A 15898-nucleotide genomic window follows, 5' to 3' on the forward strand; every position below is an offset into this window, starting at 1 on the left:
TGTTGACGGCCCTCGGCTTTAGGGAGCGACCAGCTTGGACTGGGCCACATGCTTGAGCAGCTCGGTGACCGACACATGCATCACGTCGGTGAAGGGCTTGGGATACAGGCCCATGTAGAGCACGGCCACGGCCAGCAAGGCGAGCATCAGGAACTCGCGGGCATTGATGTCCTGCAGCTGGCGCACGTTGTCGTTGGTCACCGCGCCGAAGTAGACGCGCTTGTACATCCACAGCGTGTAGGCGGCGCCGAAGATCAGCGCGGTGGCGGAGATAGCGCCAAGCCAGAAGTTGTACTTCACCGTGCCCAGGATCACCATCCACTCGCCGACGAAGCCGGCGGTGGCGGGCAGACCGCAGTTGGCCATCGCGAACAGCAGCGCGAAGGCGGCGAACTTGGGCATGGTGTTGACCACGCCGCCATAGGCCGAGATCTCACGCGAATGCACGCGGTCGTACAGCACGCCGATGCACAGGAACATCGCGCCGGAGACGAAGCCGTGCGAGATCATCTGCACCAGGCCGCCGGAGACGCCCAGCTCGTTGAAGACGAAGAAGCCCAGGGTCACGAAGCCCATGTGGGCGACCGACGAATAGGCCACCAGCTTCTTCATGTCCTGCTGCACCAGGGCGACCAGGCCCACGTACACGACGGCGATCAGCGACAGCGCGATGATGACCCAGGCGTACTCGCGCGCGGCGTCCGGCGCGATCGGCATCGAGAAGCGCAGGAAGCCGTAGGCGCCCAGCTTCAGCATGATCGCGGCCAGCACGACGGAACCGCCGGTCGGCGCTTCCACGTGGGCGTCCGGCAGCCAGGTGTGCACCGGCCACATCGGCACCTTCACCGCGAAGGCCGCGAAGAAGGCGAAGAACAGCAGGGTCTGGGCCGACAGCGGCAGCGGCAGCTGGTGCCAGCTCAGGATGTCGAAGCTGCCGCCGGACTTCAGGTACAGGTACAGCAGCGCGATCAGCATCAGCAGCGAGCCGGCCAGCGTGTACAGGAAGAACTTGAAGGCCGCGTAGACACGGCGCGGGCCGCCCCAGACGCCGATGATGATGTACATCGGGATCAGGGTCGCCTCGAAGAAGACGTAGAACAGCAGGCCGTCCAGCGCCGAGAACACGCCGATCATCAGACCGGACAGCACCAGGAAGGCGCCCATGTACTGGTTGACGCGGTACTCGATCACCTCCCAGGCCGCGATCACCACGATGATGGTGATGAAGGCGGTCAGCGGCACGAACCACATCGAGATGCCGTCGACACCCAGGTGGTAGAACACATTGAAGCGTTCGATCCAGGCCTGCTTCTCGACGAACTGCATGCCGACCAGCGCGGTATCGAAACCGGTGATCAGCGGCAGGGTGACCAGGAAACTGACGACCGAGGCCACCAGCGCCAGCCAGCGCACGGTGTTGGCCTGTTCGTCACGACCCAGGGCCAGCAGCAGCAGACCGCAGGCGATGGGCAACCAAATGGCAAGACTTAGCAACATTCTTGTTCTCCGCCCTCGACTCAGAAGCCCGCCAGGGCCTTGAATTGGGGCCCGATATAAGGCCAGAGCTTCCAGGTCATCAGACCGATCACGCCCAGGATCATCACCAGCGCGTACCAGTACAGGTGGCCGGTCTGGACACGGCGCACGATCGCGGCGATGCCGCCGATGCCACGCGCCGAGCCGTTGATCAGCACACCGTCGATCACGCCCTGGTCGCCCACCTTCCAGGCCACCAGGCCCAGGCCGCGGGCCAGCTTGGCCAGGATGTTTTCGTTGATCCAGTCCATGAAGTACTTGTTCTCCAGGATCACGACCAGTGGACGCAGCACCTTCGCCAGGGTCGCGGGGATCGCGGGCCAGACCATGTAGAACAGGTAGGCGGTCACGACACCGGCCAAGGCCAGCCAGAACGGCGCGGTCTGCAGGCCGTGCAGCGCCATCGCGCCGGCGCCATGGAACATCTCGCGCAGCTCGGTCATCGCATGGTGCGCGCCGTGGTTGACGAAGATCGAATCCTTGAAGAAATCGCCGAACAGCATCGGCTGGATCGCCAGGAAGCCGATCACGACCGAGGGGATCGCCAGCAGCACCAGCGGCGCGGTCACGACCCAGGGCGACTCGTGCGGCACGTGTGGCTCATGGTGGTGATCATCGTCGTGATGGTCATGCTCGCCCGGGAAGGGCTTGTGGCGGAAATGCTCCTTGCCATGGAAGACCAGGAAGTACATCCGGAAGCTGTAGAAGGCGGTCACGAACACGCCGGCCAGCACCGCGAAGCCCGCGAAACCGGCGCCCGGCAGATGGCTGGCGTGCACGGCCTCGATGATCGAGTCCTTCGAGTAGAAGCCCGAGAACAGCGGCGTGCCGATCAGGGCCAGCGAACCCAAGAGCGAGGTGATCCAGGTGATGGGCATGTACTTGCGCAGGCCGCCCATGTTGCGGATGTCCTGGTCATGGTGCATGCCGATGATCACCGAGCCGGCGCCGAGGAACAGCAGGGCCTTGAAGAAGGCATGCGTCATCAGGTGGAACACGGCGACCGAGTAGGCCGAGACGCCCAGCGCCACGGTCATGTAGCCCAGCTGCGACAGGGTCGAGTAGGCGACGACGCGCTTGATGTCGTTCTGGATGATGCCCATGAAGCCCATGAACAGGGCCGTGATCGCACCGATCACCAGGATGAAGTTCAGCGCGGTGTCCGACAGCTCGAACAGCGGCGACATGCGGGCCACCATGAAGATGCCGGCGGTCACCATGGTCGCGGCGTGGATCAGCGCGGAGATCGGGGTCGGGCCCTCCATCGAATCCGGCAGCCAGACATGCAGCGGGAACTGGGCGGACTTGCCCATCGCGCCGATGAACAGGCAGATGCAGGCCACGCTCAGCATCATCCAGTCGCCGCCCCACAGCGGCGAGGGGAAGGCGATCTTGGACAGCTCGTCGGCCTTGGCGAAGGTCTCGGTGTAGTTCAGCGAACCGCCGTAGGCCACCAGCAGGCCGATGCCCAGGATGAAACCGAAGTCGCCGACCCGGTTCACCAGGAAGGCCTTCATATTGGCGAAGATCGCCGTCGGCTTGGTGTACCAGAAGCCGATCAGCAGATACGACACCAGGCCCACCGCCTCCCAGCCGAAGAACAGCTGCAGCATGTTGTTGCTCATCACGAGCATCAGCATGGAGAAGGTGAACAGCGAGATGTAGCTGAAGAAGCGCTGGTAGCCCGGGTCCTCTTCCATGTAGCCGATGGTGTAGATATGCACCATCAGCGACACGAAGGTCACCACCACCATCATCATCGCGGTCAGGCCGTCGACCAGGAAGCCGACCTCCATCTTCAGGCCGCCCAGCACCATCCATTCGTAGATGGTCTCGTTGAAGCGGGCGCCGTCCACGGCGACCGACTTCAGCACCATGGCCGAGATGATGAAGGCGATCAGCACGCCCAGGATCGTGACGGTGTGGGCGCCGCGGCGGCCCACCTGCTTGCCGAACAGGCCGGCCACGATGGCGCCGACCAGGGGTGCCAGCGGCACCGCCAGCAGCATGTTCTGAGAAAGTGTTGCAGACATCTTGATGCGTCCTGTTCCTTTAGCCCTTGAGCTGGTCCAGCTCTTCCACGTTGATCGTGGCGCGGTTGCGGAACAGCACGACCAGGATGGCCAGGCCGATGGCCGACTCGGCCGCGGCCACGGTCAGGATGAAGAACACGAAGACCTGACCCGCCATGTCACCCAGGTAATGGGAGAAGGCGATGAAGTTCATGTTGACCGCCAGCAGCATCAGCTCGATGGCCATCAGCAGCACGATCAGGTTCTTGCGGTTCAGGAAAATGCCGATCACCGACAGCGCGAACAGGATCGCGCCCAGCGTCAGGAAATGTCCCAGGGTCAGCGCGGCCATCTCAAGCGCCTCCTTGCGTGTTGTTCTCGGCGGCGGGTTGGGCCGGCACCTCGATGGTGGGCTGCATCTTGACGATGCGCAGGCGGTCGCCCTTCTTGACCCGGACCTGCTCGGAGGGGTTCTGGTAGCGCGAGTCCTTGCGCTGGCGCAGGGTCAGCGCGATCGCCGCGATGATGGCCACCAGCAGCAGCACCGCCGCGATCTGCAGCGGATACAGGTAATGCGTGTAGATGTCGATGCCGAGCAGCTTGGTGTTGCCCATCTTGACCGCTTCGGCCGAGAGCTCGGGCGCCTCGCTGACGCGGAAGCCGCCCATCAGCACCGCGGCCATCTCCAGCGCGATCAGCGCGCCGACCAGGCCGGCCAGCGGCAGGTGCTTCCAGAAGCCCTCGCGCACATTGTCGGAGTTGATGTCCAGCATCATCACGACGAACAGGAACAGCACCATCACCGCGCCGATATAGACCAGCACCAGGGCGATGGAGAGGAACTCGGCCTTCAGCAGCATCCAGATGCAGGCTGCATTGAAGAAGGCGAGGATCAGGAACAGGGCGGCGTGCACGGTGCTGCGTGCCGTGATCACACGGAACGAGGCGCCGAGCAGCACGGCCGAGAAGACATAGAAAAGCGCGGTGATGGTATCCATGCGGTTCCAGCAAACACGTGGTCTCGTCCTTGAGTCGTCCGCCGGGCCGTCAAGATTTGATCTTTGACGACTCTTGCAGATGGGTGGCGGCACCGCCGCTGCTCATCTGCGTCCCCCAGGGGGACCGGCCGGGTACTCCCGGACGAGGGGTCAACGATATTTGGCGTCGGCCTCCTTGGTGGCTGCGATTTCTTGTTCGTAGCGGTCGCCGACGGCCAGCAGCATGTCCTTGGTGAAGTACAGGTCGCCGCGTTTTTCGCCGTGGTATTCGAAGATGTTGGTTTCGACGATCGAGTCCACCGGGCAGCTTTCCTCGCAGAAGCCGCAGAAGATGCACTTGGTCAGGTCGATGTCGTAGCGCGTGGTGCGGCGCGAACCGTCGGCACGCACGTCGGACTCGATCGTGATCGCCATCGCCGGGCAGACCGCCTCGCAGAGCTTGCAGGCGATGCAGCGCTCCTCGCCGTTGTCATAGCGGCGCAGCGCGTGCAGACCGCGGAAGCGCGGCGACAGCGGCGTCTTCTCCTCGGGGAACTGCACCGTGATGTTGCGCGACAGGAAATGCCGGCCGGTCAGGGCCATGCCCTTGAACAGCTCGGTGAGCATGAAGCTCTTGACGAAATCTTTCAGCATCGCTTCTTCTCTTACTTCCAGATATTGAAGGGCGACTGGATCCACAGACCGACCACCACCAGCCAGACCAGGGTCACGGGGATGAAGATCTTCCAGCCCAGACGCATGATCTGGTCATAACGGAAACGCGGGAACGTGCAGCGCACCCACAGGAACAGGGTCACGACGAAGAAGGTCTTGCCGAACAGCCAGGCCCAGTTCCAGAACGCCATCGTGTTCTGGATGAACTGCGGCGTCTCCATGCCCAGCAGGCTCCAGGAGATCGGCGCGCTCCAGCCGCCCAGGAACATGATGACGGCCAGCGCCGACACCAGGATCATGTTGGCGTACTCGGCCAGGAAGAACATCGCGAAGGACATGCCCGAGTACTCGATCATGTGGCCGGCCACGATTTCCGACTCGCCTTCCACCACGTCGAAGGGGTGGCGGTTCGTCTCGGCCAGGCCGGAGATGAAGTACACGATGAACACCGGCAGCAGCGGCAGCCAGTTCCAGGACAGGAAGTTCAGGCCCATCGAGGCGAAGATGCCCGCTTCCTGCGACTGCACCACCGTCGTCATGTTCAGGCTGCCGGTCACCATCAGCACGACCACCAGCGCAAAGCCCATCGCGATCTCGTAGGAGACCATCTGGGCCGAGGCGCGCAGCGCGCCCAGGAACGCGTACTTCGAGTTGGACGCCCAGCCGGCGATGATCACGCCGTAGACCTCCAGCGACATGATCGCCATGATGAACAGCAGGCCGGCGTTGATGTTCGCGACCGCGGTCTCGGGGCCGAAGGGCACGACGGCCCAGGCGGCCAGCGCCGGCATGATGGTCAGCACCGGGCCGAGGAAGAACAGGCCCTTGTTGGCGGCCGTCGGGCGGATGATCTCCTTGAAGATCAGCTTCACCGCATCGGCGATCGGGGTCAGCAGGCCGTAGGGGCCGACGCGGTTCGGGCCCGGGCGGATCTGCGACCAGCCGATGGCCTTGCGCTCCCACAGGGTCAGGTAGGCGACGCAAATCATCAGCGGCGCGACCACCGCGATGATCTTCATCAGGCTCCAGACCAGGGGCCAGATGCCGCCCAGCAGGGATGCGCCGGAGGTGTAGAGGGTATCGATCATGATGGTGTTCGCGTCCTCAGGCCTTGCTCACGGTCAGGGTGCCGAACAGGGCACCGAGGGCGGCGGTCTCGGCCAGACCGGCCGGCACGCGCACGACATTGGCGGGCAGGCCCGGTTCCAGCCTGGCGTTCAGCTCGGCGGCGCCGGCGCCGTCCTGGGTGATGCGCACGCGCGCGCCCTTCTCCGCCAGACCGAGCTGCTCCCACAGCGCGCTCGGGATGCCGGCGGCGGCGGCCTGACGGCCATCGGCGGTCAGCTGCAGCGACGAGGCCTGGCGCACCAGCGCGTCGGCGGCATAGATCGGCAGCGAACCCAGGCGCTCGACGCCAGCGGCGGCGACACCGTTCAACTGCACCGCGGCCGAGGAGGCGTTGGACAGGCGGGCCGACAGGTCGGCGGCGTCGACGCCCAGCGCCTCGGCCTTGACCTGCTCCGAGCTTTCCTGCGCGAAGCCGTCCAGCCCCAGCAGATTGCCCAGCACACGCAGGATCTTCCAGCCCGGGCGGGTCTCGGCGCGCGGCTTGACGACGCCGACGAAGCTCTGGGCGCGGCCCTCGGCATTGACGAAGGTGCCCGAGGTCTCGGTGAACGGTGCGGTCGGCAGCAGCACGTCGGCGTATTCCAGACCGGTCTTGAAGGGGCTCAGCACGACCACCATCTCGGCGGCGGCCAGGGCCTTGGCCGCGGCGGCGGCATTGGCGCCGTCCAGCACCGGATCGGTGTTCAGCAGCAGAACAGCCTTCAGGCTCTCGCCGCCCAGCATCTGGCCGGCGTTCAGGCCACCGGCTTGCGGCAGCGCGCCGACCAGCTGCGCGCCGACGGTGTTGGCGGCCTCGGTCAGGTAGCCGACCGTGGCGCCGGTCTGCGCGGCGATCCAGTTGGCCAGGCTCAGGAGGCTGGCGGCCTGCGGGTGCTGCGCGGCGGCGTTGCCCAGCAGCACGGCCTTCTTCTGGCCGGACAGCAGCGCGGCGGCGATCGCCTTGGCGGCGCCGGTCGCGTTGCCGGCGGCGGGTGCTGTGGCGCCGGTCGAGGCGGCGATGGCGGCGGCCACATCGGCCAGGCCCTGCACCCAGGCGCTCGGCGCCAGGGTGACGCGGGTGGCGACGGGCATCAGCCAGCTGTCATCGCTGCCGCCCAGTGCGACGATCTGCGCGCCGCGGCGGGCGGCCTGGCGCAGACGCTGCGCGAACAGCGGGTGATCCTTGCGCAGCTGCGAGCCGATCACGAAGGCGCGGTCCAGCTCGGACAGCGCGGCGATCGAGCTGCCCAGCCACTGGGCTTTGCCGGCCTCGGCCACATTGCCGAAATCGGCGTGGCGCAGGCGGTGGTCGATGTTCTGGCTGCCCAGACCGCGCACCAGCTTGGCCAGCAGGTGCAGCTCCTCGACGGTGCTGTGGGCCGAACCCAGCGCGCCGATCGCGGCCGCGCCATGGTCGCTCTTGATGCCCTTCAGGCCGTTGGCCACATATTCCAGCGCGGTGGTCCAGTCGACGGCCTTCCAGGCACCGCCCTGCTTGATCATCGGCTGGTTGATGCGGGCGTCGCTGTTCAGGGCCTCGTAGGAGAAGCGGTCGCGGTCGGCGATCCAGCACTCGTTGACGGCCTCGTTCTCCTGCGGCACGACGCGCATCACCTCGTTGCCCTTGACCTGCACGATCAGGTTGGCGCCGGTGGAGTCATGCGGCGAGACGCTCTTGCGGCGCGACAGCTCCCAGGTGCGGGCGCTGTAGCGGAAGGGCTTGCTGGTCAGCGCGCCGACCGGGCAGATGTCGATCATATTGCCCGACAGCTCGGAATCGACGGTGCGGCCGACGAAGGTCTGGATCTCGCTGTGCTCGCCGCGGTGCGCCATGCCCAGCTCCATCTGGCCGGAGATCTCCTGGCCGAAACGGACGCAACGGGTGCAATGGATGCAACGGCTCATCTCCTCCATGGAGATCAGCGGGCCGACGTTCTTGTGGAACACCACGCGCTTCTCTTCCGAGTAGCGCGACTTGCCGCCACCGTAGCCGACGGCCAGATCCTGCAGCTGGCACTCGCCGCCCTGGTCGCAGATCGGGCAATCCAGCGGGTGGTTGATCAGCAGGAACTCCATCACGCCCTGCTGGGCCTTGATGGCTTTCTCGCTCTTGGTGCGCACGATCATGCCCTGCGTCACCGGCGTGGCGCAGGCCGGCATCGGCTTGGGCGCCTTCTCCACGTCCACCAGGCACATGCGGCAGTTGGCGGCGATGGAGAGCTTCTTGTGGTAGCAGAAGTGGGGGATGTAGGTGCCGGCCTTCTCGGCGGCATGCATCACCATGCTGCCTTCCTTGACCTCTACCTTCTTGCCGTCGAGTTCGATTTCAACCATGTTCTGTCCTGGCTCGCTCAAGCCGCCTTGGCGGTCTGCGCGGGGGTCTTCTGCGCCTGTTCGATCATCTGCACGAACTCGTGCTTGAAGTGCTTGATCATCGCCCGCACCGGCATCGCGGCCGCGTCACCCAGCGCGCAGATGGTACGGCCCTGGATGTTGTCGGCCACCGAGTTCAGCAGGTCGAGATCCTCTGCCCTGCCCTGCCCGTGGGCGATGCGCTCGATCACGCGGTGCATCCAGCCCGTGCCTTCACGGCAGGGCGTGCACTGGCCGCAGGACTCGTGGGCGTAGAAGTAGGACAGGCGCAGCAGGCTGTTGACCATGCAGCGCGAATCGTCCATCACGATCACCGCGCCGGAACCCAGCATCGAGCCGGCCTTGGCGATCGAGTCATAGTCCATCGTGCAGGCCATCATCACGTCGGCCGGCAGCACCGGGGCCGAGGAGCCGCCGGGGATCACCGCCTTCAGCTTGCGGCCGGTGCGCACGCCGCCGGCCAGCTCGAGCAGCTTCTCGAAGGGCGTGCCCAGCGGAACCTCGTAGTTGCCGGGCTTGTTGACGTCGCCGGAGACCGAGAAGATCTTGGTGCCGCCGTTGTTGGGCTTGCCGATCTCCAGATAGGGCTGGCCGCCGTTGCGGATGATCCAGGGCACCGCGGCGAAGGTCTCGGTGTTGTTGATCGTGGTGGGCTTGCCGTACAGGCCGAAGCTGGCCGGGAACGGCGGCTTGAAGCGCGGCTGGCCCTTCTTGCCTTCCAGCGATTCCAGCAACGCGGTTTCCTCGCCGCAGATGTAGGCGCCGAAGCCATGGTGGCCGTGCAGCTGGAAGCTGAAGTCCGAGCCGAGGATCTTGTCGCCCAGGAAGCCGGCGGCGCGCGCCTCTTCCAGCGCGGCCTCGAAGCGCTCGTAGACCTCGAAGATCTCGCCGTGGATGTAGTTGTAGCCGACCTTGATACCCATCGCGAACGCCGCGATCGCCATGCCTTCGATGACGATGTGCGGGTTGAACATCAGGATGTCGCGGTCCTTGCAGGTACCGGGCTCGCCCTCGTCCGAGTTGCAGACCAGGTACTTCTGGCCCGGGAACTGGCGCGGCATGAAGCTCCACTTCAGGCCCGTGGGGAAGCCGGCGCCGCCGCGGCCGCGCAGACCCGAGGCCTTGACCTCGGCGATCACCTGATCGGGCGTCAGCGGCGCGCCGTCGGCGGTGCCCTCGCCCTTCAGGATCTTCTTCAGCGCCTGGTAGCCACCGCGCGCGATGTAGTCCTGGATGCCCCAGTTCTTGCCGTCCAGATCGGCATAGATCTGCGCACCGATATGGCGGTCATGGAAACAGGTCTCGGCCCCGGTGGCCTGGAATTTGGAAAGGTCCAGCATGCTTCCCATCCCTCAGTTCTTGGCCGCGGCGTGGGCACGCAGCGTGTCGACCAGTTCGTCCAGGCGCTGCTCGCTCATGAAGCTGCACATCTGGCGGTCGTTGACCAGCATCACCGGCGCGTCGGCGCAGGCCCCCAGGCATTCACTCTTCTGCACGGTGAACAGGCCGTCGGCCGTCGTGCCGCCCGCCTCCACACCCAGCTTGTGGCAGAGGTGGTCCAGCGCGGTCTGGCCGTCGCGCAGCTGGCAGGGCAGGTTCGCGCAGACGTTCAGCTTGAACTTGCCCAGCTGGCGCTGGTTGTACATGTTGTAAAAGGTCGTGACCTCGTAGACCGCGATCGCGGGCATGCCCAGATACGAGGCGATCACGTCCTCGGCCGCGCGCGAGACGAAGCCCTCTTCCTGCTGCACGATCGAGAGGCAGGCCATCACGGCGGACTGGGCCTGCTCCGCCGGGTACTTGGCCACTTCGCGGGCGAAGCGGGCCGCGGTGGCCTCGCTCAGAACATATTCGCTGGTGTTGCTGCTCATCGGTCGCTCAACGGTCAATCTCGCCGAAAACAATGTCCATCGTGCCGATCACGGCCACGGCGTCGGCAATCATGTGGCCCTTGGCCATCTCGTCCAGCGCCGCCAGATGGGCGAAACCGGGCGCGCGGATCTTCAGGCGATAGGGCTTGTTGGCGCCGTCGCTGACGATGTAGATGCCGAACTCGCCCTTCGGGTGCTCGACCGCCGCATAGGCCTCGCCCTCGGGGACGCGGAAACCTTCGGTGAAGAGCTTGAAATGGTGGATCAGCTCCTCCATGTTCGACTTCATGTCGACACGGGCGGGCGGTGCCACCTTGTGGTTGTCGGTGATGACCGGGCCGGGGTTCTTGCGCAGCCAGTCCACGCATTGCTTGATGATGCGGTTGGACTGGCGCATTTCCTCGACGCGCACCACATAGCGGTCATAGGTGTCGCCCTGGGTACCGACCGGCACGTCGAAGTCCATCTTGTCGTAGACGTCGTAGGGCTGGGTCTTGCGCAGGTCCCAGGCGATGCCCGAGCCGCGCAGCATCGGGCCGGTGAAGCCCAGGTTCAGCGCGCGCTCCGGCGAGACGACGCCGATGCCGACGGTGCGCTGCTTCCAGATGCGGTTGTCGGTCAGCAGGGTCTCGTAGTCGTCGACGTTCTTCGGGAAGCGCTTGCAGAAGTCGTCGATGAAGTCCAGCAACGAGCCCTGGCGGTTCTCGTTGAGCTGGGCGATCGCCTTGGCGTTCTTGATCTTGCTGACCTTGTACTGCGGCATCGTGTCCGGCAGGTCGCGGTAGACGCCGCCCGGACGGAAGTAGGCCGCGTGCATGCGCGCGCCCGACACCGCCTCGTACATGTCGAACAGATCCTCGCGCTCGCGGAACGCGTAGATCAGGATGTTCATCGCGCCGCAGTCGAGGCCGTGCGCACCGATCCACATCAGGTGGTTCAGCAGGCGGGTGATCTCGCCGAACATCACGCGGATGTACTGCGCGCGCAGCGGCACTTCCAGTCCCAGCATCTTCTCGATGGCCAGGCAGTAGGCATGCTCGTTGGACATCATCGACACATAGTCGAGGCGGTCCATATAGGGCAGCGACTGGATGAAGGTCTTGCTCTCGGCCAGCTTCTCGGTGGCACGGTGCAGCAGGCCAATGTGAGGATCCGCGCGCTGGATGACTTCGCCGTCCAGCTCCAGCACCAGGCGCAGCACGCCGTGGGCGGCCGGATGTTGCGGGCCGAAGTTGAGGGTGTAGTTCTTGATCTCGGCCATGTTTACAGCCCGCCGTAGTTGTCTTCGCGGATGACGCGCGGCGTGATCTCACGCGGCTCGATCGTCACCGGCTGGTAGATCACGCGCTTTTGCTCGGCGTCGTAGCGCATTTCGACATGGCCCGACACCGGGAAGTCCTTGCGCATCGGATGGCCGATGAAACCGTAGTCGGTCAGGATGCGACGCAGGTCCTCGTGACCGTCGAACAGGATGCCGTACAGGTCGAAGGCCTCGCGCTCGAACCAGTTGGCCGAGTTCCAGACCGGGGTGACCGAGGCGATCTGCGGCAGGTCGTCGTCGGGCGTGAAGACCTTCAGGCGCAGGCGCCAGTTCTTGCTCACCGACAGCAGGTGCGAGGCCACCGCGAAGCGCGGGCCTTCGGCCTGCGGGCTGGCGCCGTTGCCGTAGTCGCTGTAGTCCAGGCCGCACAGGTCGATCAGCTGCTCGAACTTCAGGTCGGCATGGTCGCGCAGGGTCTGCGCAACGCCGAAGTAGTCGGCGGCGTTCACGCGCAGCGTGAGCTCGCCCAGTTCGCGCTTCAGTTCAACAATCTTGTCGCCGAGAACGGCTTGCAGGGCCGCCTGCAGGGTGTCGAGTTTGATGCTCATGGGTGCTCAGCGGGCGATGGTGTTCTCGCGACGGATCTTGGCCTGCAGCTGCAGGATGCCGTACAGCAGCGCCTCGGCGGTGGGCGGACAGCCCGGCACGTAGACGTCCACCGGCACGATGCGGTCGCAGCCGCGCACCACCGAGTAGCTGTAGTGGTAGTAGCCGCCGCCGTTGGCACAAGAGCCCATCGACAGCACCCAGCGCGGCTCGGCCATCTGGTCATAGACCTTGCGCAGTGCCGGCGCCATCTTGTTGCACAAGGTGCCGGCCACGATCATCAGATCGGACTGCCGCGGACTGGGCCGGAACAGCATGCCGAAGCGGTCGATGTCATAGCGCGCCGCACCGGCATGCATCATCTCGACCGCACAGCAGGCCAGACCAAAGGTCATCGGCCACAGAGAACCGGTCTTGGACCAGTTGATCAGCTTGTCGACCGAGGTGGTGACAAAGCCTTCCTTCAAAACGCCTTCGATACCCATGGAATATGCCTTCGGGTTTTATTCCCAGTCCAGGGCGCCTTTTTTCCACTCGTAGGCAAAGCCCACGACCAGAATGCCCAGGAAAATCATCATGGCCCAGAAACCGGTTGCGCCAATTTCACGCAACGCCACCGCCCACGGGAAGAGGAAGGCGATTTCCAGGTCGAACAAAATGAAGAGAATGGCGACGAGGTAATAGCGCACATCGAATTTCATGCGCGCGTCTTCAAAGGCCTCGAAGCCGCATTCGTAGGGGGAGTTCTTGGCCTGATCCGGCCGATTCGGGCCCAGCAGGAAGCCCAGAACCTGAGGCGCCACCCCGACACCCGCGCCGACCAGAATGAAGAGGATGACGGGCAGGTACTGTTCCAGATTCATGGCGAGTGCTCAGTTATCGAGAATGAATCGCATTTGACTTTCGCCAAAAGCTACGGGCGCGCCGTCGGCGACTCATGTCGCTTACGGAACGCGCCCGCCTTGTCCCCCGCAGCACCGAGGTGCTGCAACAGGGCGCACCGGCCAGCCACCTGCCCCTCCGGGATTCAGATGCCGTTGCCAGCCGATTATTGTTCTGGTGCCGTCGGCGAGACTCGAACTCGCACAGCTTTCGCCACTACCCCCTCAAGATAGCGTGTCTACCAATTTCACCACGACGGCTTGTTATGCACACTGTCTGTTGGCATGAGGAATTGCTTCCCAGACAGCCTCGCATTCTATACCGAAAATCCCTAGGGTCCGGGGATAAACGGTGGAAATTTGCTCAGGCAAGCATCTGGACGCAGTGCATGTGCGCCCAGCATGCTACCCCGCCTCAGTTCGAGGCGGCCGAGGCCGACGGCGCCGGTGCGGCGATCGGGGCCGGCACGGCACCCGGAACCGCGGCGGCGCCGGAAGCCGGAGCCGTCACCGGCACGGCACGGTCCAGCACGCTGTCGCCGGCCGGCGCGTTGGCGCGATTGTTCGACATATAGGCCAGGGCCAGCGTGCAGGCGAAGAACAGCGTGGCGCAGATCGCGGTGCTGCGCGACAGGAAGTTGGCGCTGCCGGTGGCGCCGAACAGGCTGCCGGAGGCGCCGCTGCCGAAGGACGCGCCCATATCGGCGCCCTTGCCATGCTGCACCAGCACCAGGCCGATCATCACCAGCGCGCTCAGCAGTTGAACGACCAGCACCAGATTCATCAGAACTTGCATCTCAAAACACTCCAGTAATTCTTGTCAGATTCGGGGCCGCTCAGCCCGCTGCGCGACAGATCGCGGCGAAGTCCGCCGCCTTCAAGGCCGCGCCGCCGATCAGGCCGCCGTCGATGTCAGCCTGGCCGAACAGCGCCAGCGCGTTGTCCGGCTTGACGCTGCCGCCGTACAGCAGGCGCATCGCGTCGGCCTTCTGCGTCGCCGCCTGCAGCTGCTGGCGCAGCACATGGTGCACCGCCTGGGCCTGCTCCGGCGTCGCGGTCAACCCGGTGCCGATGGCCCAGACCGGCTCGTAGGCCACGACGATCTCGCCGATGCAATGCGTCAGCGTGTGGATCACCGCGGCCAGCTGGCGCTTGACCACCTCCTCGGTGCGGCCCGCCTCGCGCTCGGCCAGGGTCTCGCCGACGCAGACGATCGGCGTCACGCCATGGGCCAGCGCGGCCTTGGCCTTGTCGGCCACCAGCTGGTCGCTTTCCTGGTGATAGGCGCGGCGCTCCGAATGGCCGACGATCGCATAGCGGCAGCCGATGTCATGCAACATCGCCGACGACACCTCGCCGGTGTAGGCGCCCTGCTCATGCGCCGAGCAGTCCTGCGAGCCATAGGCCACGGCCGTGCCGGTCAGCGCCAGCGCGGTCTCGGTGATGTAGGGGAACGGCACGCAGACCGCCACATCGGCGTTCCACGGGCCGGCTTCCTTCAGCCCTGCCAGCAGCACCGCGTTGGCGGCGCGGCTGCCATGCATCTTCCAGTTGCCAACAACAAGCTTCTTGCGCATTGCCTTGCCCTCTTCTGTTCTCTTCTTTTCGCCTACCAGCTCAGCACGATCTTGCCGACATGCTCGCCCGACTCCATCAGCGCATGAGCCTCGGCGGCCTGCGCGGCGGGCAGCTCGCGGTAGATCACCGGCGCGATGCGGCGTTCGGCCAGCAGGGGCCAGACCCGCTCGCGCAGCGCGCGGGCGATGCCGGCCTTGAAGGCCAGCGAGCGCGGCCGCAGGGTGGAGCCGCTGATCGTCAGGCGCCGGCGCAAGACCTGACCCGCATCGAATTCGGCCTTCACGCCGCCCTGCACCGCGATGATCACGGCCCGGCCGTCATCGGCCAGGCACAGCACATTGCGTGCGACATAGTCGCCCGCCACCATATCCAGGATCACGTCGACGCCGCGGCCGCCGGTGGCGGCCTTGGTTTCGGCAACGAAATCCTGTTCGCGGTAATTGATTGCCACATCGGCGCCCAACTTGACGCAGGCGGCCGCCTTCTCGGCATTGCCCACGGTCACCAGCACGCGCGCGCCGAAGGCCTTGGCCAGCTGGATCGCGGTGACGCCGATGCCGCTGCTGCCGCCATGCACCAGCAGGCTTTCGCCGCTGGCCAGGCGCGCCCGCTCGAAGACATTGCTCCACACGGTGAAGAAGGTCTCGGGCAGGCTCGCCGCCTCGGCCATGGTCCAGCCCGCCGGCACCGGCAGGCATTGCGCCACCGGCGCGGTGCACAGCTGGGCATAGCCGCCACCAGCCACCAGCGCGCAGACGGCGTCGCCGATGGTCAGGCCGGCCTCGGCCAGCGCCGCCGCATCGCCGGCGACGATGCGCCCGGCCACTTCGAGGCCCGGCAGATCGCTGGCGCCGGCCGGCGGCGGATAGGCGCCCTTGCGCTGCAGCACGTCGGGGCGGTTGATGCCATAGGCCTCGACCGCGATCAGGCATTCGCCGACCCCGGCGACGGGGTCGGCGCGCTCGATCAACTGCAGCACCTCGGGGCCGCCGGGGCGGCTGATGGCGATGGCCTTCATGGC

16 protein-coding genes and 1 tRNA gene are annotated in these 15898 nt (G+C 65.5%); all 17 read right to left on the reverse strand.

From position 1 onward, the window contains the following. Positions 1-18: 18 nt before the first annotated feature. Entirely contained in the window at positions 19-1497 is a 1479-nt protein-coding gene (locus G8A07_RS15970) for an NADH-quinone oxidoreductase subunit M (RefSeq protein ID WP_195793025.1), read from the reverse strand. Between the two features lie 20 nt (positions 1498-1517). Further along, the gene (nuoL, locus tag G8A07_RS15975) at positions 1518-3569 is read right to left on the reverse strand and encodes an NADH-quinone oxidoreductase subunit L (RefSeq protein WP_195793026.1); all 2052 of its coding nucleotides are present in this window, start codon (positions 3567-3569) and stop codon (positions 1518-1520) included. Between the two features lie 19 nt (positions 3570-3588). Then, a complete protein-coding gene (gene nuoK, locus G8A07_RS15980; RefSeq protein WP_195793027.1) occupies positions 3589-3900 on the reverse strand; it encodes an NADH-quinone oxidoreductase subunit NuoK in 312 nt (103 codons plus the stop codon). A gap of 1 nt (position 3901) precedes the next feature. Next, positions 3902-4546: an NADH-quinone oxidoreductase subunit J gene (locus tag G8A07_RS15985; protein ID WP_195793028.1), complete on the reverse strand. Its 645-nt coding sequence runs from the start codon at positions 4544-4546 to the stop codon at positions 3902-3904. Positions 4547-4696: 150 nt separating this feature from the next. Continuing rightward, positions 4697-5179, reverse strand: coding sequence for an NADH-quinone oxidoreductase subunit NuoI (gene nuoI / locus G8A07_RS15990; RefSeq protein ID WP_195793029.1), 483 nt, complete (start codon positions 5177-5179; stop codon positions 4697-4699). Between the two features lie 11 nt (positions 5180-5190). Continuing rightward, positions 5191-6288, reverse strand: a complete 1098-nt coding sequence (nuoH, locus tag G8A07_RS15995) for an NADH-quinone oxidoreductase subunit NuoH (protein WP_195793030.1) — start codon at positions 6286-6288, stop codon at positions 5191-5193. 16 nt (positions 6289-6304) lie between these two features. Continuing rightward, complete coding sequence (nuoG, locus tag G8A07_RS16000) at positions 6305-8641, reverse strand: NADH-quinone oxidoreductase subunit NuoG (RefSeq protein WP_195793031.1); 2337 nt, start codon at positions 8639-8641, stop codon at positions 6305-6307. A gap of 17 nt (positions 8642-8658) precedes the next feature. Continuing rightward, on the reverse strand, positions 8659-10020 hold the full coding sequence (gene nuoF, locus G8A07_RS16005) for an NADH-quinone oxidoreductase subunit NuoF (protein WP_195793032.1): 1362 nt from the start codon (positions 10018-10020) through the stop codon (positions 8659-8661). A 12-nt stretch (positions 10021-10032) separates the two neighbouring features. Then, complete coding sequence (nuoE, locus tag G8A07_RS16010; RefSeq protein ID WP_195793033.1) at positions 10033-10551, reverse strand: NADH-quinone oxidoreductase subunit NuoE; 519 nt, start codon at positions 10549-10551, stop codon at positions 10033-10035. Between the two features lie 7 nt (positions 10552-10558). Then, positions 10559-11812: an NADH-quinone oxidoreductase subunit D gene (locus tag G8A07_RS16015; RefSeq protein WP_195793034.1), complete on the reverse strand. Its 1254-nt coding sequence runs from the start codon at positions 11810-11812 to the stop codon at positions 10559-10561. Positions 11813-11814: 2 nt separating this feature from the next. Next, complete coding sequence (locus tag G8A07_RS16020) at positions 11815-12420, reverse strand: NADH-quinone oxidoreductase subunit C (RefSeq protein WP_195793035.1); 606 nt, start codon at positions 12418-12420, stop codon at positions 11815-11817. 6 nt (positions 12421-12426) lie between these two features. Then, positions 12427-12903 carry an NADH-quinone oxidoreductase subunit B family protein gene (locus G8A07_RS16025; protein WP_046113908.1) on the reverse strand — a complete coding sequence of 159 codons (477 nt, stop codon included), beginning with the start codon at positions 12901-12903 and terminating at the stop codon, positions 12427-12429. Between the two features lie 18 nt (positions 12904-12921). Then, positions 12922-13281, reverse strand: coding sequence for an NADH-quinone oxidoreductase subunit A (locus G8A07_RS16030; protein WP_195793036.1), 360 nt, complete (start codon positions 13279-13281; stop codon positions 12922-12924). A gap of 194 nt (positions 13282-13475) precedes the next feature. Further along, positions 13476-13560 (reverse strand) — tRNA-Leu (locus tag G8A07_RS16035). Positions 13561-13714: 154 nt separating this feature from the next. Beyond that, positions 13715-14095 (reverse strand): preprotein translocase subunit SecG, encoded by a 381-nt coding sequence (gene secG, locus G8A07_RS16040; RefSeq protein ID WP_195793037.1) that lies wholly within the window; start codon positions 14093-14095, stop codon positions 13715-13717. 40 nt (positions 14096-14135) lie between these two features. Continuing rightward, positions 14136-14876 (reverse strand): triose-phosphate isomerase, encoded by a 741-nt coding sequence (gene tpiA, locus G8A07_RS16045; RefSeq protein ID WP_195793038.1) that lies wholly within the window; start codon positions 14874-14876, stop codon positions 14136-14138. A gap of 32 nt (positions 14877-14908) precedes the next feature. After that, positions 14909-15895 (reverse strand): NAD(P)H-quinone oxidoreductase, encoded by a 987-nt coding sequence (locus G8A07_RS16050; RefSeq protein WP_195793039.1) that lies wholly within the window; start codon positions 15893-15895, stop codon positions 14909-14911. Between the last annotated feature and the right edge of the window lie 3 nt (positions 15896-15898).

It is taken from the genome of Roseateles sp. DAIF2, assembly GCF_015624425.1.
GTDB lineage: Bacteria > Pseudomonadota > Gammaproteobacteria > Burkholderiales > Burkholderiaceae_C > Kinneretia.